General features: G+C 66.9%; 21 protein-coding genes. 11 read left to right on the plus strand and 10 right to left on the minus strand.

Annotated elements, in window-relative coordinates:
* Window positions 1-166: 166 nt before the first annotated feature.
* Window positions 167-412, minus strand: a complete 246-nt coding sequence (locus tag E3T31_RS01825) for a hypothetical protein (protein WP_134467227.1) — start codon at window positions 410-412, stop codon at window positions 167-169.
* 175 nt (window positions 413-587) lie between these two features.
* On the minus strand, window positions 588-1,448 hold the full coding sequence (locus E3T31_RS01830; protein WP_134467228.1) for an RDD family protein: 861 nt from the start codon (window positions 1,446-1,448) through the stop codon (window positions 588-590).
* Window positions 1,449-1,465: 17 nt separating this feature from the next.
* Here E3T31_RS01830 and E3T31_RS01835 point away from each other — a divergent pair, with 17 nt between their 5' ends.
* Window positions 1,466-2,461, plus strand: coding sequence for a stage II sporulation protein M (locus E3T31_RS01835; RefSeq protein ID WP_134467229.1), 996 nt, complete (start codon window positions 1,466-1,468; stop codon window positions 2,459-2,461).
* A 1-nt stretch (window position 2,462) separates the two neighbouring features.
* On the opposite strand, the gene E3T31_RS01840 is transcribed toward E3T31_RS01835, so the two are convergent.
* From E3T31_RS01840 to E3T31_RS17610, 5 genes are read right to left on the minus strand one after another with little or no spacing between them, the layout of a single operon-like run.
* Window positions 2,463-3,770, minus strand: a complete 1,308-nt coding sequence (locus E3T31_RS01840) for a DUF58 domain-containing protein (RefSeq protein ID WP_134467230.1) — start codon at window positions 3,768-3,770, stop codon at window positions 2,463-2,465.
* Window positions 3,771-3,772: 2 nt separating this feature from the next.
* Window positions 3,773-4,768 (minus strand): MoxR family ATPase, encoded by a 996-nt coding sequence (locus tag E3T31_RS01845; protein ID WP_134467231.1) that lies wholly within the window; start codon window positions 4,766-4,768, stop codon window positions 3,773-3,775.
* Window positions 4,765-6,000 (minus strand): DUF4350 domain-containing protein, encoded by a 1,236-nt coding sequence (locus tag E3T31_RS01850; RefSeq protein ID WP_134467232.1) that lies wholly within the window; start codon window positions 5,998-6,000, stop codon window positions 4,765-4,767. The genes E3T31_RS01845 and E3T31_RS01850 overlap by 4 nt, the downstream gene beginning before the upstream one ends.
* Window positions 5,997-6,656 carry a DUF4129 domain-containing protein gene (locus E3T31_RS17605; protein WP_166788358.1) on the minus strand — a complete coding sequence of 220 codons (660 nt, stop codon included), beginning with the start codon at window positions 6,654-6,656 and terminating at the stop codon, window positions 5,997-5,999. Before E3T31_RS17605 ends, E3T31_RS01850 begins: the two co-directional genes overlap by 4 nt.
* On the minus strand, window positions 6,653-7,774 hold the full coding sequence (locus E3T31_RS17610) for a hypothetical protein (protein ID WP_166788359.1): 1,122 nt from the start codon (window positions 7,772-7,774) through the stop codon (window positions 6,653-6,655). Before E3T31_RS17610 ends, E3T31_RS17605 begins: the two co-directional genes overlap by 4 nt.
* 154 nt (window positions 7,775-7,928) lie before the next feature.
* On the opposite strand from E3T31_RS17610, the gene mtrA reads away from it, so the two are divergent.
* The 6 genes from mtrA (at window position 7,929) to secA (ending at window position 16,587) form a co-directional block, all read left to right on the plus strand.
* A complete protein-coding gene (gene mtrA, locus E3T31_RS01860; protein ID WP_134467234.1) occupies window positions 7,929-8,609 on the plus strand; it encodes an MtrAB system response regulator MtrA in 681 nt (226 codons plus the stop codon).
* 45 nt (window positions 8,610-8,654) lie between these two features.
* Complete coding sequence (mtrB, locus tag E3T31_RS01865; protein ID WP_134467235.1) at window positions 8,655-10,292, plus strand: MtrAB system histidine kinase MtrB; 1,638 nt, start codon at window positions 8,655-8,657, stop codon at window positions 10,290-10,292.
* Window positions 10,285-11,997, plus strand: a complete 1,713-nt coding sequence (locus tag E3T31_RS01870; RefSeq protein WP_134467236.1) for an LpqB family beta-propeller domain-containing protein — start codon at window positions 10,285-10,287, stop codon at window positions 11,995-11,997. Before mtrB ends, E3T31_RS01870 begins: the two co-directional genes overlap by 8 nt.
* 107 nt (window positions 11,998-12,104) lie before the next feature.
* A complete protein-coding gene (locus E3T31_RS18010) occupies window positions 12,105-12,812 on the plus strand; it encodes a ComF family protein (RefSeq protein ID WP_134467237.1) in 708 nt (235 codons plus the stop codon).
* A gap of 122 nt (window positions 12,813-12,934) precedes the next feature.
* On the plus strand, window positions 12,935-13,639 hold the full coding sequence (gene hpf, locus E3T31_RS01880; RefSeq protein WP_134467238.1) for a ribosome hibernation-promoting factor, HPF/YfiA family: 705 nt from the start codon (window positions 12,935-12,937) through the stop codon (window positions 13,637-13,639).
* A gap of 140 nt (window positions 13,640-13,779) precedes the next feature.
* Window positions 13,780-16,587, plus strand: coding sequence for a preprotein translocase subunit SecA (gene secA, locus E3T31_RS01885; protein ID WP_134467239.1), 2,808 nt, complete (start codon window positions 13,780-13,782; stop codon window positions 16,585-16,587).
* A 31-nt stretch (window positions 16,588-16,618) separates the two neighbouring features.
* Here the strand turns inward: secA and E3T31_RS01890 are convergent, their stop codons facing one another.
* Window positions 16,619-17,059: an Rv3235 family protein gene (locus E3T31_RS01890; protein ID WP_134467240.1), complete on the minus strand. Its 441-nt coding sequence runs from the start codon at window positions 17,057-17,059 to the stop codon at window positions 16,619-16,621.
* A gap of 130 nt (window positions 17,060-17,189) precedes the next feature.
* Here E3T31_RS01890 and E3T31_RS01895 point away from each other — a divergent pair, with 130 nt between their 5' ends.
* From E3T31_RS01895 to E3T31_RS01905, 3 genes are all read left to right on the plus strand, one after another.
* A complete protein-coding gene (locus E3T31_RS01895) occupies window positions 17,190-17,789 on the plus strand; it encodes a hypothetical protein (protein WP_134467241.1) in 600 nt (199 codons plus the stop codon).
* A gap of 83 nt (window positions 17,790-17,872) precedes the next feature.
* Window positions 17,873-18,502, plus strand: a complete 630-nt coding sequence (locus E3T31_RS01900; protein ID WP_092451345.1) for a hypothetical protein — start codon at window positions 17,873-17,875, stop codon at window positions 18,500-18,502.
* The gene (locus tag E3T31_RS01905) at window positions 18,502-19,764 is read left to right on the plus strand and encodes a regulator (RefSeq protein WP_134467242.1); all 1,263 of its coding nucleotides are present in this window, start codon (window positions 18,502-18,504) and stop codon (window positions 19,762-19,764) included. Before E3T31_RS01900 ends, E3T31_RS01905 begins: the two co-directional genes overlap by 1 nt.
* A 34-nt stretch (window positions 19,765-19,798) precedes the next feature.
* On the opposite strand, the gene E3T31_RS01910 is transcribed toward E3T31_RS01905, so the two are convergent.
* On the minus strand, window positions 19,799-21,544 hold the full coding sequence (locus E3T31_RS01910) for a DUF5671 domain-containing protein (RefSeq protein ID WP_241977505.1): 1,746 nt from the start codon (window positions 21,542-21,544) through the stop codon (window positions 19,799-19,801).
* The gene (locus E3T31_RS01915; RefSeq protein WP_134467243.1) at window positions 21,544-22,008 is read right to left on the minus strand and encodes a hypothetical protein; all 465 of its coding nucleotides are present in this window, start codon (window positions 22,006-22,008) and stop codon (window positions 21,544-21,546) included. The genes E3T31_RS01910 and E3T31_RS01915 overlap by 1 nt, the downstream gene beginning before the upstream one ends.
* 79 nt (window positions 22,009-22,087) lie before the next feature.
* On the opposite strand from E3T31_RS01915, the gene E3T31_RS01920 reads away from it, so the two are divergent.
* Window positions 22,088-23,581, plus strand: coding sequence for a sensor histidine kinase (locus tag E3T31_RS01920; RefSeq protein ID WP_134467244.1), 1,494 nt, complete (start codon window positions 22,088-22,090; stop codon window positions 23,579-23,581).
* The last annotated feature ends 97 nt before the right edge of the window (window positions 23,582-23,678 follow it).

Here is a 23,678-nt window from a genome sequence, read left to right on the forward strand (position 1 = left end):
TAAGACTCTCAGCGCTGATGGTACTGCAGGGGGGACCCTGTGGGAGAGTAAGACACCGCCGGACTTAACTTAGAAACAAACAAAAAGGCCACCCGCAAGGGTGGCCTTTTTGCGTTAACGAGCCACCCGACGGGTGGCCCTTTTGCGTTAACGTGCGTTGCCGGGACTATTCGTCTACCCGGGTGGCCCGTCGCTTTTCGCTGATGCGGGTCTCCTGCGCTTGTCCAGCTGCGACGCGCCCAATCGGCGCGAGGATGGCGACCTTCTCGCCGATCCACTCGTCTACGGCTGGCATGGCCACGACCAGTGCGAGGAGCTTCGCGGCGCCCGCTCCGATGATCACGGCGCCGTTGATATAGACATAAAGAATCGGTGGCATCGCCGTGCCGAACACCGGTTCGGTCAGGAACACCTGGAGCCCCCCAGTAGTGCGTTTAACGCAGCGAGGTCTTCAAACCCGACGCGCCGCCCACGTGTTTCAAGTCGCAACGAGCATGTTCCCGCTCGCACTCATCCGTTGGTCGAGCTTGTGGAGACCGCCATCGACCAACGCGAGGTGGTCTGCGAAAACCAGCCACCGTGGTTCTCTAGCGGTTGGGGAAGCCGTGGGGGAGGCCGGTTAAGACCGGGGCCAGGCGGGCGAGGCGCCCACGTTCGAGGAGGAGCGCGGTGTACTCGCGTTCGCGGCGCACTGCGGCGACTCCAGCGAGAAGGTCCTCGGCGGAAGTTTCAGGCAATGGCGAGACGAACGGAGTGACCTCGGCGGTCAGGGATTGAGCCAGGCGCTCGCGCGTGAGCGGAGTGAGCTGTGGAGACTGGCGCAGGTATTGGGCGACGCGGCGGGACAGGCGGTCGGGCAGCCGGGCGACGTCGACGGTCTGGGACCAGACCAGGAGTTCTGAGGGGAGCGGTCGCACGACCTCGCGGTTGCGCGGCACCCGCTCGTGCTGGCTGTAGGTGCCGGCCAGCAGGTCGCCGAGTCGCTTAGAGCGGCCATTGAGGAGGGCAACGGTTGCGGCCAGTCCGCCGACGGTCATCACAATCTCAAGCACGCCGGTGAGGGAACGGATGAAGGCGTGCCGCAGTGAGATCGCTCCGCCGTCGTCGCGCACAATGCGGGCGCCAATGGCGAGTTTGCCGAGCGAACGGCCCTGTGTGAGAGTTTCGACCAGCACGGGCACGACCAGAATAGAGAAGACCAGCGCGGCGATCACGAACGCCTGGGTGAGCGCCGCGTCGGTGCGTTCCCCCAGGCTTCCAAAGAAGGCCAGCAGAATTAGCAGGTAAAGGGCTGCGTAGGCAACGGTGTCGATGATCGAGCCGGCAGCGCGCAGAAAGACGCTGGCCGGCCGCACGTCGAGCGCAACCGCCTCGCCGGTCACGAGCTCGTCATCGCGCGCCAAGTCGTCATGTTCGGCACGATCAGACGGGCGCGCGGTCTCCTTCATGTCTACTATTGAACCAGATGGATCTCGACGCATACACGGCAGCGCATCGCGCCGACTGGGACCGCCTGACCGAGCTCGGGGCCAGTCGGCGTCTGACCGGTGCCCAGGCGGACGAGCTGATCGAGCGGTATCAGGCTGGAGCCACCCAACTCTCCGCCATCAAGTCCACCGCCGGGTCGACCCTCGAGGGGGATCGGCTGTCGGTCGGTCTGTCGCGGGCGCGGCTGAGGTTCACCGGCGTGAGTGCCAATGTTTTAGCGCAGATTCCCCGGTTCTTCCTGGCTCAGCTTCCCGCGGCCCTGTACCGGCTGCGCTGGCTCACCCTCGCCGTTGCCGTCGTGACGTTCGCGGTCGCCGCGCTTTACGCCGTGTGGGCGTTCAACGATCCGCAGGTGCTGGCTAACCTGGGAACGGATGCCCAACTCGCGCAGATCGCGAATGAGGATTTCGTGGGGTACTACTCGGCGAACCCGGCGGCATCCTTTACCGGGTTGGTCTGGACCAACAACGCCTGGATCGCCGCGCAGTGCATCGCTTTTGGCATCGTCGGAGTGTACGTGCCGTTCATTATTCTGCAGAACGCGATGAACCTCGGCACCACGGCGGCCGTGATGTTCGCCTATGACAAGGGTGACGTGTTCTTTCTGTATATCGCTCCGCACGGCCTGCTCGAGCTCACCGCGATTTTTGTGGCGGCGGCCGGTGGGCTACTGATCTTCTGGGCCTGGATCGCTCCCGGCGCACGCACCCGCGGGCAAGCCCTCGCCGAAGACGGGCGGGCGCTGTTCACGGTGGCCATTGGTCTGGTTTTCGTGCTGCTGGTGTCCGGCATTATTGAGGGCTTCGTCACCGCCCAGCCGTGGCCGTGGCCGGTCAAGATCGGCATCGGAGCGGTCGCTCTGGGTGCCTTTCTGGCGTACATGATCGTCGTCGGCGGCCGTGCCTTCCGGGCCGGCGAGACCGGCGACCTCGGCGAATTCGAAGCCGGAAGCACCCGAATCTACAGCGCCTGAGTTAGAGCCGCCCGGCGGCCTTCAGCGCGATGTACCGGTCGGCCAGGGTCGGCGGAAGCTGCGCGGGGGAGTCGGTGACGACATCCGCTCCCAGCTGACGGATCGCGGCCGACACGCGGGCCACGTCGAGCAAGGCCCGCTCAGCTGCCGCCGCCCGGTAAATCTCGTCGCGGCCTCCGCGATCACCGGCCGCGAGAACGGTGACCGGGTCGAGAACAGATGCCACGACAACCGTGTGCCGTTTGGTCAGCTGGGGCAGCACCGAGAGCAGCCCGGTTGAGGCTCCGGCAGCGTCGATCGAGGTCAGCAGCACGATCAGGGCATGCTGGCTCGTGACCGAGCGCACCTGGCCGGGAATTGCCGCCCAGTCCATTTCGATCAGTTCCGGGTCGATCAGGGCCATGGAATCGACCATCTGCGCCAGCAGCGCGGCACCGCTGGCGCCCTGCACCCGACCGCGCACCCGCCGGTCGAAGGCGAGAAAGTCCACCCGGTCTCCAGCGACCGAGGCGAGGGCGGCGAGAAGCAGCGCGGCCTCGAACGCGGTGTCCAGCCGGGGTTCGTCGCTCACCCGGGCCGCCGAGGTGCGGCCAGTGTCGAGCACAATGACCACGCGGCGATCCCGTTCCGGTCGCCAGGTGCGCACCATTACATCGTTCCGCCGGGCGGTGGCCCGCCAGTCGATCGAGCGCACGTCGTCACCGCGCACGTATTCGCGCAGACTGTCGAATTCGGTGCCCGGCCCGCGCACCATCACGCTGGTACGCCCGTCGAGCTCCTTCAGCCGGGTGATGCGGGACGGCAGGTGTTTGCGAGCGTGAAACGGCGGCAGGACCCGGATGCGCCCGGGCGCGTTCAGGGTCACCTGACGGTTCCAGAGACCCAGCGGGCCGCGGGAGCGCACCGTCACCTGCAGGGCTCGACGTTCGCCCCGGCGAAAGGGCGTGAGCACGAGCGAGACGAGGCGCCGTTCTCCCGGCGGAATTTCGATCGGGATGCGGTTGGTGCTGGCACCCGCCGACGGTTGCCAGGCGTCGCGCACCACGCCGACCAGGCGTCGACGGCCGGAATTGCTGAGGTAGAGCCCGCTCGTGACCGATTCGCCGAGTCGTACGCGGGCGGGCAGCATCCGTTCGACGGTCAGTGCGCGCGGCGAGGCGGCGAGGGCGAGGTCGATGCCGCCGAGCAGGATCACCAGCAGCAGCCAGGCTGAAAGCAGCCCGAAGGCCGTCGGCACCGTGTTTCCGAGTAGCACGATGGGCACCACGCCGAGAGCGACGAGTGCAACGAACCGTCCGCTGAACGTCATCGTTAGATCGGAACCTGAACCTGCTGCAGCACGCCGCGCAGTATCGCATCGACCGAGACGCCCTCGAGTTCGGCCTCGGGTCGAAGCTGCACGCGGTGCCGCCAGACCGGCAACACCATCGCCTGAACGTGATCGGGCGTGATCGCGTCATAGCCGCTCAGCCAGCCCCAGGCCTTCGCGGCGGCGAGCAGCGCGGTCGTGCCGCGCGGGCTCACGCCGAGTTTGACCGAGGGGCTCACGCGCGTGGCGCGGGCCAGGTCTACGAGGTAGGCAAGCACATCCGCGCTCGAGCCGACGCGAGCAACGGCAGCCTGCGCGGCCGCGAGTTCCTCCGCGCCGAGTACCGCGGCGACGCCGGCACCGGCGAGGTCGCGCGGGTTGAATCCGGCCGCGTGGCGCCGCAGCACCTCGATCTCCTCGGTGCGCTGCGGCACGTCGAGCACGAGCTTGAGCAGAAACCGGTCGAGCTGAGCTTCGGGCAGCGTGTACGTGCCCTCGTACTCGATCGGGTTCATGGTCGCCGCCACGATGAACGGCTCCGGCAGTTTGAGCGACTCGCCGTCGACGCTGACCTGACGTTCCTCCATCGCTTCGAGCAGTGCCGACTGGGTCTTCGGCGGCGTGCGGTTGATTTCGTCGGCGAGCATGATGTTGGTGAACACCGGCCCCCGCCGAAACTCGAACTCGCCGGCCCGTGCGTCATAAATGAGCGACCCGGTCACATCGCCCGGCATCAGGTCGGGCGTGAACTGGATGCGCTTGGTATCGAGGCTCAGCGCCTGGCTGAGCGTGCGCACGAGCAGCGTCTTGGCCACCCCCGGCACGCCCTCGAGCAGCACATGGCCGCGGGCGAGCAGGGCGATGATCAGCCCGGTCACCGCGCCGTCCTGGCCGACGACGGCCTTGCCGACCTCGGCGCGCACTCGGTTGAGCGACGCGCGCAGGGCTGCTGCCTCATCGGCGACCGGCAGTTGGGTAGGCGTGGTGGGAATCGTCATGGTTCCATTCTTTCGGCTGAATCGGTTAAGGACTGTTGTGAACCGGATGCCGCCACTCCCGCAGCGACGGCCCGGCTGGCCGCGCATTCCAGAGCCTGCAGCGCGTCTGACAACGCCAGAAGTTGGGCATCGCGGGTGGGAACAGCCTCAACCAGCAGGCTTCGAACCTCGGCCGGGGTACGCCCGGTGATCCCGGCAACGGTGAGCATGATCTCCTCCAACGCGGCGAGATGCCCGAGCCCGACGGTGCTGGCGAGTCGCTGCACCGCCCCGATTCGGAGCGCATCGAGGGCGCGCAGCCGGGCATTGCCGCGGGCATAGAGCCGGGCGCGACCCTCCATGGTCTCGCTCGCCTTCACCGTGACCGGCAGGTTCTCGGCCACGAGCGGCCCAAATCGCCGTCCCCTCCAGAACGCGGCGGCCACGGCGGTCAGCCCGAGCAGCAGCAGCACCGGGGTCACCCAGCCGGGCGTCAGCGCGGCGAGCGAGGGCGGCCCGGTGCGGGGCAGGTCGGCGAGCGTCGGCAGGTACCAGATCAGGGAGCCACTCTGGCCGAGCAGGCCGAGGGCCAACGCCGCGTTGCCGTAGCCGGCCACGTTCTCGTTGTTGAACACCCGCAGGTCGGCGACCAGTGTGGCTCGGTCGTTGGCGACCACCGAGAATGTGTTGTCGCCGCTCGGAAAACAGCCCATCAGCAGGGAATCGGCCGGAAGGGACAGCGTGTCGCCGCCGGGAATCAGCTCTTCGGCGCGGTTAGCGGCCGGTAGGGCGCAGGCGGCGACGAGCGATTCCGCGCCGGACACCCCGCCGAAACCGACGGTCGGAGCGAGCGACTGCAGGGTGAGAAAGTCCGGCGCCACGACAACGGTGCGCGCGGCCAGCCGGGTCAGCTGGGCCAGCTGGGAATCGACCAGATAGCTGTTTTCGTCGTAGAGCAGAACGGTTGAATCCGTTTCGGCCAGGCTTCGCACCTCGGCCAGGGAATCGGCCAGCGTTACGGTGACGCCCTGCTGGCGCAGCACCTCGACCAGGGCCATCGAACCGGCCGGAGCGGGGTTGTCCCCGGCCAGCGCGCGGCCGGCGACGTTGGCGCCGCCCGACACGAGCACGGCGACGATCGCGACCACGATGATGCCGGCACCGGCGATGATCCAGAATGAGGAACGGCGCAGCTGGGCGCGCAGGGTCGGAGTGGCGACATCGGTTTCACCATCGATCACGGGCGCGCTCACAGCACTCCAGCCAGCGGCGCGGGCGATGCCGCGCCGAGCTCGGCGTCCAGCTCCGCGAGGGCTCGATACTCCGCCTCCGTGCCGGTCTGCTCGAGGTAGCGCACGCGGTCGAAAATGTCAGCGGCGCTCGAGAGGGCAGCGCCGGCCTGGGGGAATGCCAGCCCGGCCCGCGCTGCGAAATCGTGCGCGGTCGTGCCGGGGGTGACCGTGAGCACGGTGCGCTCCGCGAGCCCGCGGGCCACGGCGCGAAAAATCTCTTCACAGGCGAGGCTCCAGTCGCCCACGCTGGCAGCTCGAGAGGCCGCCGTGCGCATCTCGGCGCTGTTGCGCTGGTCGACGGCGCCGAACAATTCGCTGCTGATCCGCCGCCGGAGAGCCAGTTTCGGAGCCCCGAACACCAGCCAGCTGGCCACGATCGCCGCGATCACGACCAGGGTCGCCAGGACCGGCAGCCAGTTGGCGCCGCCACCGGACGGCAACGTCAGCGACTGCAGCCAGTCCAGAAAAGTCTGCGCGACCCGATCGAACCAGGTCGGCCTGGCCGCGGTGTACTGTGCCTTGGCGAGTTCCTCGCGCAGCCAGCTACGGGCATCCGGTGCGTCGGGATCAACCGGGACACCGACCGCGCCGATGAGCAGCACCACGGCCAGGGTCATGGCGCCGGGTGCCCGGTAACCAGATACGGGTCCGGCACGTCGAAGCCCTGCGCCGCCGACTCCACGTAGCGTGCGAGTTCCAAATCGAGGCCCTCTTTGCGCATGCGCAGGTCGAGGTAAATCAGCGCGACGGCCGCCGACTGCACGACCGCGGCCACGGCCGCAATGGGGATGGCAACGATCAAGGTGACCACGACCGTCACGATCGACGATTCGAGGGCGAAGGCACCATTGGGGTCGACTAGCACGGTTCCGAAACCGAGTACGAGCGAGACTGGAAGGCTGACGACCTGGCTGATGACCTGCACGATCAGGGCGACCAGCAGCAGCACGCCGAGCGTGCGCCAGAAATAGCCGCGAGTGAGCGACCATGACCGAATAACGGATGCCCGTACGCCCAAATTTTCGAGCACGATCAGGCTCGGCACCACACTGGTCTTGGTATAAAAGTAGAAGCTGGCCGCAGCGAGCAGCAGCCCGCCAAAGACGCCGACCAGAACCCCGGCGACGATGCCCGCGACACCGCCGACGGAAACCAGCAGCACCACGATGCCGGCAACCACGGCGACGCCGAGCAGCAGCGCGCCGGTAATGAGGATGGTCCACAGCGCCAGTGGCCAGAGGCGGGTCGCCGCTCGCCGCCACAGAGCGCTGAGTCGCTGCTTTTCGCCGAGGGTCGCGCGGGCCACCTCGACCACAATGATGGCCTGCAACAGTGCCGAGGCGATCACGGTCAGGGCCAGCGGAATAATGGCCGAGAGGACGCCGGTCAGCATTGAGCCGGCCGCGACGGCGTCCTGCTGGTCGAGCGGGGCGCTGTCGATCCGGTCGAACGCCCACAGCGTGACCAGGCCGACAACCAGCACGGTGACCAGCATGATGGCCGCCTGAATGATCAGGCCGCTGCCGAACGTCGCCTTGGGGTTTCGACGCAACACCTGAAAGGATGCCCCGAGCAGGGTGCCGAGACCGATCGGTCGCAGCGGGATCAACCCGGGTTTGGGCGGCGGCGCCCAGCCGTGCCCCGGAAGGGGGCCCTGGTAGGAGGGCGTCGGCGTGGCAAACTCCCCGTATTGGGGCGGAACCGGGGAGTCGGGGGCTTGCCAGTGGTCGGTCACCGTTCCATGCTGGCACAGGTCGCTCGAAGAAACGCCCGCGCGACCACTCTGTCAGCGGTCTCGGCTACTCTTATGCCAGACTTTGCCCTACTCATCGGGCAATCTGCCCCGCGCACCATCAGAACACACCGGACCTTGTTCTGGAAAGAGACCCATGACCGCACGCATTTTGGTTGTCGATGACGACACCGCCCTGTCCGAGATGATCGGTATCGTTTTGCAGGGCGAAGGCTTCACCCCGGGCTACTGCGCCGACGGATCACTCGCCCTCAACATTTTTCGCACCGAGAAGCCCGACCTGGTGCTGCTCGACCTCATGCTGCCCGGCCTCGACGGCATCGAGGTCTGCCGCCTGATCCGGGCCGAATCCGGCGTGCCCATCATCATGCTCACGGCCCGCTCCGACACCACTGATGTGGTCAAGGGGCTCGAATCCGGTGCCGACGACTACATGGTCAAGCCGTTCAATCCCAAGGAACTCGTCGCCCGCATCCGCACCCGCCTGCGTCCGCCAGCCGTCGACGGTGCGCTTAGCCTGCACATCGGCGACCTCGTCGTGAACGCGGTCGGCCATGAAGTCACCCGCGGCGATGCATCGATCAACCTCACCCCGCTCGAATTCGACCTGCTGCTGGCTCTCGCCTCCAAACCGCAACAGGTGTTCACCCGGGAGATGCTGCTGGAGCAGGTCTGGGGTTACCACTACAAGGCTGACACCCGGCTGGTGAACGTGCACGTGCAACGACTGCGCGCCAAGGTCGAGCACGACCCGGACAATCCGAAAATTGTCATGACGGTGCGCGGCGTCGGCTACCGTGCCGGTGTCGTCAGCTAGCCCCGCCATGAACGTCAGGCAACAGCAGAACCGGTGGAGCTCCCCATGCCGCAATTGACCTATTGGAGCAGACCACGCAACTGGCCGCGTCTGCTGCGTTCGTCGTGGCGATCCTCCCTGCAGTTTCGTACGGTGACCATTTCGGTCGCCTTCTCCGGGCTGGCCATCCTCGTCGTCGGCGTTTATATGTCGGTCAGCATCGGCAATGACCTGTTTCAGTCCCGGCTCAGCCAGGTGCTGCTCGATTCCAACCGGGCGACGAGCGCCGCGCAGAGCCTGTTTGATGCCTCGGATGCCACGGACCGGGTTCAGGTCCAGAACCTGCTCAGTTCCGCTCGAACCTCCATCTCCACGACGTCATCGAGCCGGCTGGTCGCCGTGCTTCGCGTGCCCGGCCAGGAATCGTCGACCGTTGCGCCGCAGGATTCCTCGACGTTCGGGCAGTCCACCGGGGTGATCGGCGCCGACCTGCGCACCCAGGTCCAGGGCAACAACGGTGAGCAATTCTGGCAATCGGTCACTCTGACCGGCGAGACCACGACCGTCCCCGGCATCGTCGTGGGGTCGCAGATCACCGTTCCGGTCGCGGGCCGCTACGAGCTCTACATCGCGTACAGCCTGCAAGACGCCGAAGCGACGCTGCTCTTCGTGCAGCAGACGCTCGGCGTCGCCGGTGTCGCCCTCGTGCTGCTGATCGGTGCCGTGACCTGGATTGTGGTTCGTTTCGTCGTTACACCGCTGCGGGTCGCCGCCGAAACCAGCCAGAAACTGGCCTCCGGCGATCTCATGGTGCGTATCCCGGAGAAGGGCGAAGACGTCATCGCCACGCTCGCGCGCTCATTCAACGGAATGGCCGACAGCCTGCAAAGTCAGATTCGTGAACTCGCCGACCTGTCCGAGGTACAACAACGCTTTGTCTCGGATGTCTCGCACGAACTGCGCACGCCGCTGACGACCATCCGCTTGGCCGGTGATGTGCTCTACGACCAGCGGGCGAGTTTTCCGCCGGCGACCGGGCGCACGGCCGAGCTGCTGCACACCCAGGTGGAGCGGTTTGAGCTGCTGCTGAGCGACCTGCTCGAAATCAGCCGCTACGACGCCGGCTCTGTTGAACTGGAGAGCGAACCGACGAACCTGGTTTATCTCGCCGAGGACGCCATCGACAGCCTGCGATCCCTGGCCGAATCCAAGGGCAGCGACCTGCGGCTGGTGGCGCCGGGCGGGTACCTCAACGCCGACGTCGATCCGCGACGCATCCGTCGGGTGCTGCACAACCTCATCGGCAACGCTATCGAGCATGGTGAGGGTAAACCGGTCGTGGTGTCGGTCGACAGCGACGCGAAGGCGGTCGCGCTCGCCGTGCGCGATTACGGCCTGGGCATGAGCCAGGCCGAAGTCGCGCACGTCTTCGACCGGTTCTGGCGCGCTGACCCGTCCCGTCAGCGCACGATCGGCGGCACCGGCCTGGGGCTGGCGATCTCGCGGGAAGACGCGAGCGTGCACAACGGATGGCTGCAGGTCTGGTCCCGTCCCGGCGAGGGTTCCTGCTTTCGGCTGACTCTGCCCCGCACCGCCCAGGGCCTGCTCGAATCCTCGCCCCTTCCGCTGCCACCCGCCGACGCCACGGACCAGCTCGGCGAGTCCGGGCACGTTCCCGTTCTGGGCGGAGGCCCGCATGCCTAACCACCATTCACCGTGGCGCGGCTGGGTCTGCCGCGTTGTACCGGCCGGACTCGTCGCTATCGCGCTGGCCGTCGGCCTGGGCGGCTGCACCGGCATTCCCCGCGACGGAGTGGTGCACGCCGGAACGGACCTCGCCCCCGACGCCAATCCGGCTCCGGTTTTTCTCCCGGCGCTGCCGCAGAAGGACGCGTCAACGGATTCCATTCTGCGCGGATTCATCGATGCTTCCTCGAGCCCGGAGAACAACTACGATATCGCTCGCCAATTTCTCGTTCCGCAGTTCGGTTCCGTCTGGGACCCCACCGTCGGAGTCACGGTCGACAATGGCTCTGGGCGGACCCTCACCGTCGTCGACGAGGGCACAACGCTCGTGGCCATCACGCCGATCGCCGAGGTGGACGTGTCCGGCGAATACCGCGAGGTCGACGCCACCCCGGTTCCGTTGCGCTACGAATTTGCGAAGGTCGGTGACCAGTGGCGCATTAGTGTGGCCCCCAACGGTACCGTCATTGATGAAAACACCTTCAACGACGTGTTCAGCGCTCAGCCGGTGTACTTCTACGACCCAGGGTTTCGCTATCTGGTGCCGGACCTGCGCTGGTTTCCGCGCGGAGCATCCGCCCCCACCAAACTGGTCAACGCCGTGCTCGGCGGGCCGAGCGCCTGGCTGGATGGCGCGGTCGCCACGGCGTTCCCGGCCGGGTCCAAACTCACCGCTGACGCGGTACAGGTTGTGGGGCGCCAGGCCATGGTCGATCTGAACAGCGAGGCGCTCAACGCCGATCGGCAAACCCTGCAGCGCATGAAGGCGCAGCTCGCGGCCAGCCTGCCAGCTGGCCTGTCCGTTGACATCACGATCGACCAGAACTCCCAGTCCATCGACGACCTGCAGTCGGGGGCTCCCACGGTGGACCCGCGCGTCGACGCCCGCGCGCTCGTCTTGCGCGGCGGTGAATTCGGCTTTCTCGCCGCGACCGGGCAAAGCGTCACCCCGCTCGACGGGCTGTCGGCGACCATCGCCCAGCTGGCCCCCACCGCGGTGACGCTCTCGTCCGGCCAGGGAACGGCCGCGGTTCTCGCCGCCGACGGAGTCTACGTCGTGCGCGCCGGCGACGACCCTGAGCTGCTCGATTCTCGCTCGGGCCTGCTCGCGCCGTCCAGCGACAACGACCGCTTCGTCTGGTCGGTGCCGTCGAACGACCCGAGCGCGTTGGTCGTCTACAGCCCAACGGGGGAAGCGACAGTGTTGCCAACACCCTGGCCGGAGGCGACGTCGATTACCGCCCTGAAAATCTCCCGCGACGGCTCCCGGCTGATCGCCCTGCTCGGCACCGGATCCGAAACCCGATTCGTGGTCGCGTCGATCATTCGTGACGGGTCGGTTCCCACCGGCATCGGACCGCCAGTACTGCTGGCCGGAGGCGGAGGGGTCGGCCTCGATGCGACCTGGATCGACGAATTGACCGTCGCCTCGCTCAGTGCCCTGCCGAGCGGCGAGGCCCGCATCGTCACGCAGCAGCTCGGTGGCGTCAGCTCCACCCTGGAGTCGCCCGCGAGCAGCCGGTTCATCGTCGGCAGCAACTCGGTGCGCGACCTGCGTGCCCTCACCGACACCGGTAGCCTCGAGGTGCAACGCGGAGCGGGCTGGCAGGCCCGCATCGACGACGTGACGCTGCTCGCCACCCAGCAGGGTCTCGCCCGCTGAACGCGCGCTGAAGCCGGCCGACTCCTCCACCGGCGGCGCCGGGCGTGGCCGTCCGCCACCCGCCCGCTCGCGCCCATCCGCACCGCAGCATCGGGCACACTGGCGCCATGAGCCACCGGCTGCGTGACCACCTGACCGCTGCGGCACTGGACGCCTGGGCGGCGCTGCTGCCCACCTCCTGCAGCGGCTGTGGAGCCGCTGACCGGGCCCTGTGCGCGGCCTGCCGGCTGGCGCTGCTCCCGGCCGTGCACCCGGTCACCCGCGACGACGTGCGCATCTGGTCGGCGCTCAACTACGAGGGTGTGGCCCGCCACGTGATCGCTGCCTACAAAGACAACGGGCGAACGGATGCCGCCGCGGCGCTGGCTGCACCGCTGCGAGCAGCCATCGTGGCCGCGCTCGTCGCCGCACCGAGCCTGCCCGCACCGACCCTGCCCGCACTCAGCCGGGTCGCGCCGGGCCCGGCCGGAATCGAGCTCGTGACCATCCCCTCCTCACGCCAAGCCTGGCGGGCCCGCGGCTACCACCCGGTCGATGCACTGCTGCATCGCGCTGGCCTCCACCCGGCCCCGTTGCTCGCCCAACGCGGCGTGGTCAGCGACCAGGTCGGTCTGGGCCGTGCTGAGCGCGCCGCGAACAAAGACCACAGCCTCATGGCCCGACATCCACTCAACGGAGTCGCAGTAATCCTGGTCGACGACATCGTGACCACCGGCGCCACGCTCCTCGAGGCGCGCCGTGCCGTGTTGGCTGCGGGCGGCACCGTCGTTGGCCTGGCCACACTAGCGGAAACACGGCGTCTGCTGCCGCGATAACGACCCGTCGCACAAACTGGTTCACAAATACTGTGACTTATCCCACCGCCCCGGCTACGGTGGAGACAAAGGCGCGCAATGATCGCCCGGTTTGAGGGCGGTCCGCCAAACTGGAGGTCGTCATGGAAACTAACATCGTCGGACGCAACCTTGGTATCACTGATCGCTTCCGGGATTACGCGACGGAGAAGGCCGAGAAAATCGCCCTCCTTGCAGAGAAGGCCCTCGCACTCGAAATCAAGGTCAGCCGCCACCACGAGAAGAACGGTGCAGCCGTCGGCAATGACCGGGTTGAACTCACCCTGATCGGTAAGGGTCCGCTCGTTCGGGCCGAAGCGGACGGATCCGACAAGTACGCTGCCTTCGACGTGGCGCTCGGCCGTTTGCTCGAGCGCGTTCGCCGCGCCAAGGACCGCAAGAAGGTGCACCGCGGTGGAGCCCACCGCCCCACCTCGCTGCACGAGGCATCCGCGGTTGGATTCAGCGTCATCGACATCACGCCGGCCAACCCCGAAACGCTCGAGCGGGTGCGCACCGGCGCCATTCCCATCGTGCAAGCGGATGCCCCCGCCGTCGCGGACGAGGAAGAGTACTGCCCCGTCGTCATCCGTCGCAAGGTCTTCGCCGCTGCGCCCATGTCGGTCGACGATGCGCTCTACTTCATGGAGCTGGTCGGGCACGACTTCTACCTGTTCCAGGATATCGAAACCAAGCGTCCGAGCGTGGTCTACCGCCGCAAGGGCTGGGACTATGGAGTGATCGAACTCGATAGTGCCGTCAGTGAGTTGCACGAGGCTGTGCCCGTTGCCAGCGGGCGTGCCAACTGACCAACTAGCATTGCCTTAGTTGCCGACCAGGTCGGCGCTCTGGCATCTGCCAGACGAGAGGCGCAGGCAGGCGCTGCGGGAGCGGTTCAAGCGAGCTTCCGCAGCGCGTGTCTGCACCGTTTGACTAGTGGAGTACATTCGTGGCGTCAATTCTTGAAAAGGTTCTTCGTGTTGGTGAAGGCCGCGTTCTGCGCCGCCTGGAAAACTACGCGAAAGCCATCAACGCGCTGGAAGAGGACTTCCACGAGCTCACCGACGAGGAGCTCAAAAATGAAACCGTCACCCTGCGGGAACGGTACTCCAACGGCGAATCGCTCGATGACCTGCTCCCCGAGGCGTTCGCCGCCGTGCGCGAGGCGAGCACCCGCACGCTCGGGTTGCGTCACTTCGACGTACAGCTGATGGGCGGGGCAGCACTGCACCTCGGAAACATCGCCGAGATGAAGACCGGTGAGGGCAAGACCCTGGTCGCCACCACCGCCGCCTATCTCAATGCGATCAGCAGCCGCGGCGTGCACGTCATCACGGTCAACGACTACCTCGCGAGCTACCAAAGCGAGCTTATGGGCCGCGTCTTCCGCGCCCTCGGCATGACGACCGGATGCATCGTCTCCGGCCAGACGCCGGCTGCGCGTCGGGAAATGTATGCCGCCGACATCACCTACGGCACCAACAATGAATTCGGTTTCGACTACCTGCGCGACAACATGGCCTGGCAGTCCAGCGACATGGTGCAGCGCGGTCACTACTTCGCCATCGTCGACGAGGTCGACTCGATTCTCATCGACGAGGCACGCACCCCCCTGATCATCTCCGGACCCGCTTCCGGCGAAGCCAACCGCTGGTTCAACGAGTTCGCCAGCCTGGCCAAGCGCCTGGTTCCCGACGAAGATTTCGAGGTCGACGAGAAGAAGCGCACCATCGGTGTGCTCGAACCCGGCATTGAAAAGGTCGAGGATTACCTCGGCATCGACAACCTGTACGAATCGGCCAACACCCCGCTGATCTCGTTCCTGAACAACGCTATCAAGGCGAACGCCCTGTTCAAGAAGGACAAGGACTACGTCGTGATGAACGGCGAGGTACTCATCGTGGATGAGCACACCGGCCGAATCCTGATGGGCCGTCGCTACAATGAGGGCATCCACCAGGCCATCGAAGCCAAGGAGGGTGTCGCGGTCAAGGCCGAGAACCAGACCCTGGCCACGGTCACCCTGCAGAACTATTTCCGCCTCTACTCCAAGATCTCCGGCATGACCGGAACAGCCGAGACCGAGGCTGCCGAGTTCATGAGCACCTACAAGCTCGGCGTGGTGGCCATCCCCACCAACAAGCCGATGAAGCGCCTCGACCAGTCCGATCTGATCTACAAGAACGAAGAGTCCAAGTTTCGTCAGGTCGTCGAGGACATCGTCGAACGCCATGCGGCCGGGCAGCCAGTTCTGGTCGGCACCACGAGCGTTGAAAAGAGCGAATACCTGTCGCGTCTGCTCGCCAAGAAGGGCGTGCGGCACGAGGTGCTCAACGCCAAGAACCACGCCCGTGAGGCCGCGATCGTCGCGCAGGCCGGTCGCCTCGGTTCGGTGACCGTGGCCACCAACATGGCCGGTCGTGGTACCGACGTGATGCTCGGCGGCAACGCCGAGTTCATCGCCGTCGCCGAGATGAACTCGAAGGGTCTCAGCCCGATTGAGACCCCCGACGAGTATGAACTTGCCTGGGATGACGTCTTCACCGCGGTGAAGGCCGACGTGGCGGAAGAGGCTGACAAGGTCATCGCCGCCGGTGGCCTGTACGTGCTCGGCACCGAACGGCACGAGTCCCGTCGCATCGACAACCAGCTGCGCGGACGCAGCGGTCGCCAGGGCGACCCGGGCGAGAGCCGCTTCTACCTCTCCCTCACCGACGACCTCATGCGCCTGTTCAATGCCGGCGCCGCCGAAGCACTGATGGGGCGCCAGGGAGTGCCCGACGATATGGCGATCGAGTCTAAGGTCGTCAGCCGGGCCATTCGCAGCGCCCAGTCGCAGGTCGAGGGTCGCAACGCCGAGATTCGCAAGAACGTGCTCAAGTATGACGACGTACTCAACCGTCAGCGCGAGGCGATCTACGGCGACCGCCGGCACATCCTTGAGGGCGACGACCTGCACGAGCGCACCCAGACCTTCCTCACCAACGTCATCGACGAGGTGCTCGACGTGCACGCCGGCGAAGGCAACGGCGACGACTGGGACTTCGATGCCATGTGGACCGAGCTCAAGACGCTCTACCCGGTGGGACTGACCATCGACGAGGTCGTATCAGAGGCCGGCGACAAGGGCAAGATCAACCGCGACTTCATGCGCCGCGAGATTCTCTCCGACGCCAAGCTCGCCTACACCCGCCGGGAAGAGTCCCTCGGTTCTCCGGCCATGCGCGAGCTCGAACGCCGCGTGGTGCTGTCGGTCATCGACCGCCGCTGGCGCGACCACCTGTACGAGATGGATTACCTGAAGGACGGCATCGGTCTGCGCGCGATGGCTCAGCGCGACCCTCTGGTCGAGTACCAGCGTGAAGGCTTCGCCATGTTCCAGCAGATGATGGGACAGATTCGCGAAGAAACGGTCGGGTTTCTGTTCAACCTCGACGTCGAGGTGACGGCCGGAGCCGGAGCAGTCGCCGGACCGGTCGTCGCGGCCAAGGGACTTTCCCCGGCCGATTCACCCGAGGAGAAGCTCAGCTACACCGCCCCGAGCGATTCGGGTGGAGTCGAGGTGCGCAACCAGCGCGGTCAGATTCAGCAGGCCGCTACCGATCGAGCCCGACGCACGGCCACCGTCGCAGCGAGCGACGACGAGCCGACCGAGCCGGCCGGACCGCCCCAGCGTGGAGCCTTCGGCCAGAAAACCGAGGGTGCTGCCCCGGTAAACCGGGCGGAGCGTCGCTCGCAGGGTAAGAAAACAACGTAGCGTTTCGGTCGCCCTCGGTTTTGGCCGTGCTTTACAGCACGACCAGAACCGAGGCTCGCCACCGCCGGTCCATCCCCTCCAAACAGATTGCGACCGCATAGCTCCGGTGCCGCTCACACACGACGACGACGGCGTCTAGGCCTCCAGCGTCGCGCTTCACCTGGGTGACGTGGCCGATGGCGAGCCGGGGGCGGTCAGCAACCTGGCCGGTGACTGCGCGCGCCCGCGCCGCGATCGACGCTCGAACGCGCAGATGGGCATAGACGTCGTCGGTTACCCAGCTCGCAAGGTGTTCAATCTGTCGGACTCCGGCGATGACCTCGAAGGCGCAGATCGCCAGGGCCCGAAGCAGCGGTTCCGGATCGGGGAGCTCCGCCAGGGTACTGGGCTGGGGACCGAAGAACTCGTCGTCTTCGATTCGCTCCCGCCGGAGGGCCTGCGCATTCGATTCGCTGCTACCGGGTGACGGCATGATGCCTCCTGACGTCGAGCACGAGCTGCAATAGCGGAAACCTAAGCAGCATTGTTCCGGCACTGTCGAGGGCTTAAAGAGCCTGTGGACAACGTGAGCGAGAACGCCCAGGTTCGGCTACTTTCGGTGTGTGCGCTGGGATGATTTGTTTGACGACCTGGAAGGGCAGCTCGACTACGAGCTGCAGGCCGAGGTCGCTGACCTGTGCCTGCACGAGGAACGGGAGCGTCTGGAGAAGCTCTCCCTGCGCACCCGGCTGAGCAACGTGGTGCGGTCCGCGAGCCTCGGCAGCACCCTTCGGCTGCGCGTGGTGCTCGTGTCGGGCCAAACGCTCGCCCTGCGTCCGACCGCGCTAGGCCGGGACTGGCTTGCGGCCGACCTGCTCGATTCCGAGAGCGCTCGCGGCCAGTGCGTGGTCCCGCTCGCGGCTATCGCCGCAGTCTTGCTCGACGAGGAACAGATCAGGGCGTCGTTGGCCGTGGAATCGGCAGCGACCGGTCGGGGAGTCGAACGGGTCGGACTGCCGTTCGTCCTGCGCAACCTGTGCCGTCGCCGGCGCGCCGTGGAGCTGGACACCCGGGCCGGTGTGGTGGCCGGAACCATCGACCGGGTGGCGCGGGACCACATTGATCTGGCGGTGCATCCGCTCGGAACGTTGCGCCGTGGCCCCGAAATCGCTCACTACCGCATCGTGCCGATCTGGCAGATCCATGTCATCCGGCTGAAATGACGCTGCCCTGTGGAGAACTTTTTCACCGGGCGGCACAGTGGGCCACGATAAGAGCGAATCCTTCCAAACAAGCGAGGTAGCGGATGATGTCACCCGGTTCCACACGTACGCGCCGCCGCTTCTGGGTGGACCCCCGATTTGTCATCGGCCTCGTGCTCGTCGCCGCGTCGATTGCCGGCGTGAGTGCGATCGTCGCCGGCAGCGACCGCACCACGGCGGTCTATACCGCACGCCACACGCTCACCGTCGGCGATCGCCTCACGAAGACCGACCTCGTTGAAACCCGGGTACGGTTGGGCGGAGCCGCCGACCTCTATCTGTCGCCCACGGTCGAGCCGGGCTTGCTGGTCACCCAGACCATTCTGGCCGGGGAACTCGTGGCGCGCTCCGCGGTCGGAGCAGCAGCCGGAGAGCTGACGACGAGTGTCGTCGTAGACGTTCCCGGCCGGTTGGCAGCCAGGGTCGTGTCCGGTTCGGTGGTGGACATCTGGTCGGCGCGGGCGACCGGGCCGGGCGAATACGCGCCGCCGACGATTCTCGTGGCGCAGGCTGTCGTGGTGCGGATCGTGATCCCGACCGGCATCATCGCCGCAGACAATGGTCAATCCGTGGAATTGCTCGTACCCAAGGCGAACGTCGCCGACGTGCTCGAAGCGATCATGAACGGTGATGCCCTCGCGATCGTACCGGTCAATACCCCCGTGGTTCCCTGATGGCCCGGATCGCGCTCGTGCTGGACCGAGCGACCGAGCAGCGCATGCTGGCCGACATCATCGAGTGCGGGCACAGTGTGGTGACGCGCGTGGATACCGCCCGGGATTTTCTGGAATCGCTGTCGCACGGGCAGCCGCACGTCGTCGTGGTCAGTGGTCGGCGGGAGTCTCTGACCGGCCAGCTGATCGCCGCCTGCGATGAGCGGGGCATCCGGGTCGTCGCCATCGCCGCATCGGAACAGGAACGTCGGCACGCCGGCTCGCTCGGCCTGTACGAAACCGTGGCCCTGCCCTGTGACTGGGCGGAGATCGAAGACCTGCTCGTCTCGGGCGTGGTGGTGCCGCTGCGCGTGGGGGATCGGCACTTCACCGGCGGCGCGCTGAGTGCCGGCTCCGTCATCGCGGTGTGGGGCCCGTCCGGGGCGCCCGGGCGTACCACGCTCGCCATTAACATTGCAGCCGAAATTGCCGCGGCCGGCCACACCGTGGTGCTGGCCGACGTCGACACCTACGGCGCGTCGATCGCACCGCGGCTCGGCATGCTCGACGAGGCTCCCGGCTTTGCCGCCGCCTGCCGCCTGGCCGGCAGTGACAGCCTGAACCGGTCAGAACTCGAGCGCATCGCCCAGCGCTACAACTCCCCGAAGGGCGCCTTCTGGGTGTTGACCGGTCTCGGCCGGCCGTCTCGCTGGCCGGAATTGTCGACCGAGCGGGTCACCCGCACGATCGATGCGCTGCGACACTGGGTGGATTACGTGGTGCTGGACACCGGATTCAATCTGGAGAGCGACGAGGAATTGAGCAGCGATCTGCTGGCACCGCGCCGCAACGCGGCCACGGTGACCGCGCTGCGGATGGCCGACCACGTCGTCGCCTGCGGACTGGCCGACCCGATCGGCATGGCGCGGTTTTTGCGGTCCTGGGTGGACCTCGCCGAGGTCACGACCGGCCGTGCCGTGAGTGTTGTGATCAATCAGGTGCGGGCGAGCGCCCTGGGGCTCAATCCGCGTGGGCAGGTCCTGAGAACCCTCAAGCTGCTCGGCAACATCGACTCCGCCGTTCTGGTGCCGCACGACCAGATCGCGCTCGATACCGCCGTACTGACCGGCCACACCCTGCGGGACGGGGCGCCGAAGTCCCTGGCGCGCGTCAGCATCCGTCGATTTGTGCTCGACGAGCTGATCGTCGTTGCGGTCGGCCAAACCGAGCGGGTGCCGCGGCGAGTGCGCTGGCCTGGCCGTAAGGCCGCCCCGGCGATCTGATCTGACCAGTACTGATCGATCAGGCCTGCGCTGGTCAGTTCTGCAGCGGGATGACGTCGACGCTGCCGCCGACGCCCACGACGACGAGCACGCGTGCTCCGGTGACTCCGGCCAAGGCCAGGCCGAGGCGCTCGGCCGATGGCAGGACGTCGTCGCGAGGTACAGCGTGGATCGGTGCAGCGTCGATCGGTGCAGGGCCGTCGGGGGAGGCCGCACGCTGCCAGACCGTGACGGCGGCGCCGGTCAGCTCGGCGATGAGGTCGCGGGTCGCGGTCGGGTCGCCGGCCGTGACCAGAATGACCCGGTGGATGGCACGGCCGGGCAGCCCGGCCTCAGCCAGCGCAGCGCGGTCCCTTCGCCAGACCGAGAAGTGGTAGCCGGCGGCGAGGCCGGTGGCGACGAGCAGCCCCAACGGTGCTCGCACCCGGTCGAGCAGGCTCTGTCGGCTCAGGTCGTCGAGGACGAATTCGAAGATGCGGTAGCCGATCACGAGCAGGGTGATAATGGCCACGATCGCGCTGATTCCGAAGATGAGAATGAGGTAGACCCGGCGGCCCGTCACCTGGGCGGACACCGGATCGACCGGGCGCAGCGGCTTCCAGGCGGCCCACCAGACCGGGCCACCCACGATTGCGGCGCTAAGTCCGCCGAGCAGTAGGGAGCGCGTGTCCGACCCGACCACGACCGGCGCCAGGCCGGACAGCAGGGCATTGACGATGATTCCCAGTCCGGTAGCCGCAGCCACCAGACCGAAGCCGGAAACGACGAGGGTGGCGGCCAGCCGGGTCGGCAGCGCTCGCTGCCGCAGCAGACCGAGGTGGTAGGCCCAGACCAGAGCGCCGACCAGAGCGGTCGCCAAGGCGGTGCCGAGCGGATCGAGAATATCGTCCAGCGGATGCTCGCGGGCAAAGGCCAGCCGGAGCAGCACGAACAGCACCGTGCCCGTGCCCACCAGCGACGCGGCAGCGGCGGCCGCGATCCCCAGGACGACGAGGGCAAGATCGGCCAGCACACCGCGCACGAGCCGGGCGCGCTCCCGCATCCACTGCCACCACCAGATCAGGGTGCCGCCGAGAAACCAGACGCCGGCCTGCAGGGCCAGCCGCCACCAGGGGTCGCCAATGACGATCGAGGACTGGAGCGCGTCAACGGCCGCATTGATCAGGGATGCGAGCGCGGTCACCGCTCCGACCGCTCCGATCAGCAAGCCGAAAATCGCGCTCAGAATGGGCGCGACGCTCGTCAACTGCATGGGACTCTTGGACGGGTGTCGGGACATCCACCGGTGCCAGGCCCAGACCAGCGTCCAGATCAGCGCGACCGCGAGGGTACGCGGCTGCCAGTCGCCCCGCACCAGTGCCGCCAGGGTCCCGAGCAGGGCAGAAGCCGCGGTCACGAGCGCGACCGTCTGCAGGCCGGCCAGGTAGAGCCCCCAGGAGATCGACGCCCGCTCCGCGCTCGCCATCCGCCGCCACAGCACCCACCAGAGCAGCGCGGCGAACGGGCCGGCGATCAGGGTGAAGGCGAGGGACCGCGCGAGTCCGGTCACATCGCTACCGGCCAGGTTGGTGCCGGTATCGAGGGCGCGCCCCAGGAGGCCGCTCAGGCCGATCGCGGCGATGACCACGAGCGCGAACAACAGGATGTACACGACCACTCGGCGTGCCGTCGGGGTTGATGTGCTGCCGGGCTGTCCAGGAGATCGGCGCACAGCGATGACGATGCCGGTCATGCCCACGCCCAGCACGGCGACAAGGACGAGGAGAACCACGATGGACATTACTTCGTTACCGTCGGGTTCGGGCAGATGGAGAGTTCCCAGGGAGCTGTCTCGATCAGCCAAGCACCGTCCGCCCTGACCAGGTCGAAATTGCTCTCAAACTCATACTCGGAGGCGCCGAACGGGCCGTCGTCGTAGGACGTGACCAGGGACACGACGACATCGGCTGAGTTGGGGCGAACCGTCGTTGACACCAGTACGACGCGAAGGCTGTTGGTTGGACCGTGTTCGACGGGCCCACAGCCCACCAAGGCCTCTGCGGTGAGCAGCTTTTCGGCCGCATCTTCGTCACCGGCGATGACGGCCGCAGAATAGGCCTGCACCACGCCTTCCGGGGTGCCTGGGTCGAACGGTTCCGGTGCGCCGCGGGTGAAGACCACCACGAGGGCGACGAGCACCAGGGCGGCGATAGTGCCGAGGATGACGATCAAGGTGCGATCTTTAGTGCCCGCCGGTGTGTGCATGTTCTCATCATGGACCCAATGGTGTGGCATCACCACAGCGGGTGCCGGCGGGAGCGCGCGGGGATCTAGGCTAGTGATCGTGTCGACTCTCAGTGATCTCGTTCTTGCCCAGGGCCGCAGCAGCGCGGAAGACGTGGACTGGCTGCACATGCTCGTTGCCGACGGCCAGCTGCTGGCCGACCTCGCCTTCGCCGATATTGTCGTATGGGTTCCGGCGCAGTCTGGCAGCTTCGTCGCCGTCGCGCATGCCCGGCCGTCGAGTGCCGCCACGCTGTTCTATCGCGACTTCGTCGGGCAGCAGATCAAGGTCGAGTGGCGTAATCAGGTTACCGAGGCGTTCGAGACCGCCAGGATCGTCGACGCCACCGCTCCCGACTGGTACGAGGAGACGCCGACCCGGGTGCGGGCTATCCCGGTGCTGCGCCGGCTGAGCACGACCGGTGCTGCGGTAACGGATGCCCCGGTGGCGGTGCTGACCTGCCACAGCAACCTGAGCGAGGCACGCACGCCGGGACGCCAGGAGCTGACCTTCAACGATTGCGCCAACGATCTGTTCGCCATGATCGCGTCCGGGGACTTTCCCGACCTCGGCGCTCCGACCGGTCCGCGCCGCGGCGCGCCACGAGCCTCCGACGGGCTGCTCCGGCTCGATGTCGACGGACTGACCACCTTTGCCAGCCCCAACGCGCTCTCGGCGTTTAACCGCATGGGTTTCATCGAGGAACTCGAGGGGGAGTCGCTTGCCGAGGTGACGACCGGCCTGCTCACCGGCACCGCCGTCGTGGACGAGTCGCTGCCCCTGGTGGTCACCGGGCGGGCACCGTGGCGCACCGACATTGAAGCGCGCGGCGTGACGGTGTCGCTCCGGGCGATTCCCATTCGCAACCGCGGCGAACGCGTCGGCGCGATCGTGTTGTCGCGGGACGTTACCGAACTGCGGCACCAGGAACGTGAGCTGATCACCAAGGATGCCACCATCCGGGAGATTCACCACCGGGTCAAGAACAACCTGCAGACCGTCGCCTCGCTGCTGCGGATCCAGGCTCGGCGTACCCAGTCCGACCGGGCGCGCGAGGCGCTGACCCAGGCGATGCGGCGGGTCGCTGCGATTGCCGTCGTGCACGACACCCTGTCCGAGGGACTCAGTCAGATCGTCGACTTCGACGCCGTTTTCGAGCGGGTGCTATTGCTCACGGTGGAGGTCGCATCCGCTCACAATACGACCGTGCATCCCAAGTCGTCGGGTAGCTTCGGCACCCTGCCCAGCGCCTATGCGACGCCGCTCGCGCTGGTTTTGACCGAACTGGTCACCAATGCCGTCGAGCACGGCCTCGCTGGGCGCGAGGGCGAGGTGTCGATCGAGGCGCAGCGCAGCGAGGAGACGCTGACCGTCATGGTGCGTGACACCGGTGCCGGATTACCGGAAGGTAAGGTCGGTTCGGGGCTCGGCACCCAGATCGTGCGCACGCTCATTCAGGGCGAGCTCGGTGGCACCATCGACTGGCACACCATGATGGGCAGCGGCACCGAGGTCACGATCGAGATCCCCCTCCGCTTCATGCAGGAGTCCTAGCCCTTTCGGGACCGGGCCTGGGCCCCGTCCCCGGGCCCAGGTTAGAAACTGGGCCCGGGGACATAAGGTGGGCCCAGCGAGCGGATGCCGATTCCGC

The sequence above is a fragment of the Cryobacterium sp. TMS1-13-1 genome, assembly GCF_004403125.1.
GTDB classification, from domain to species: domain Bacteria; phylum Actinomycetota; class Actinomycetes; order Actinomycetales; family Microbacteriaceae; genus Cryobacterium; species Cryobacterium levicorallinum.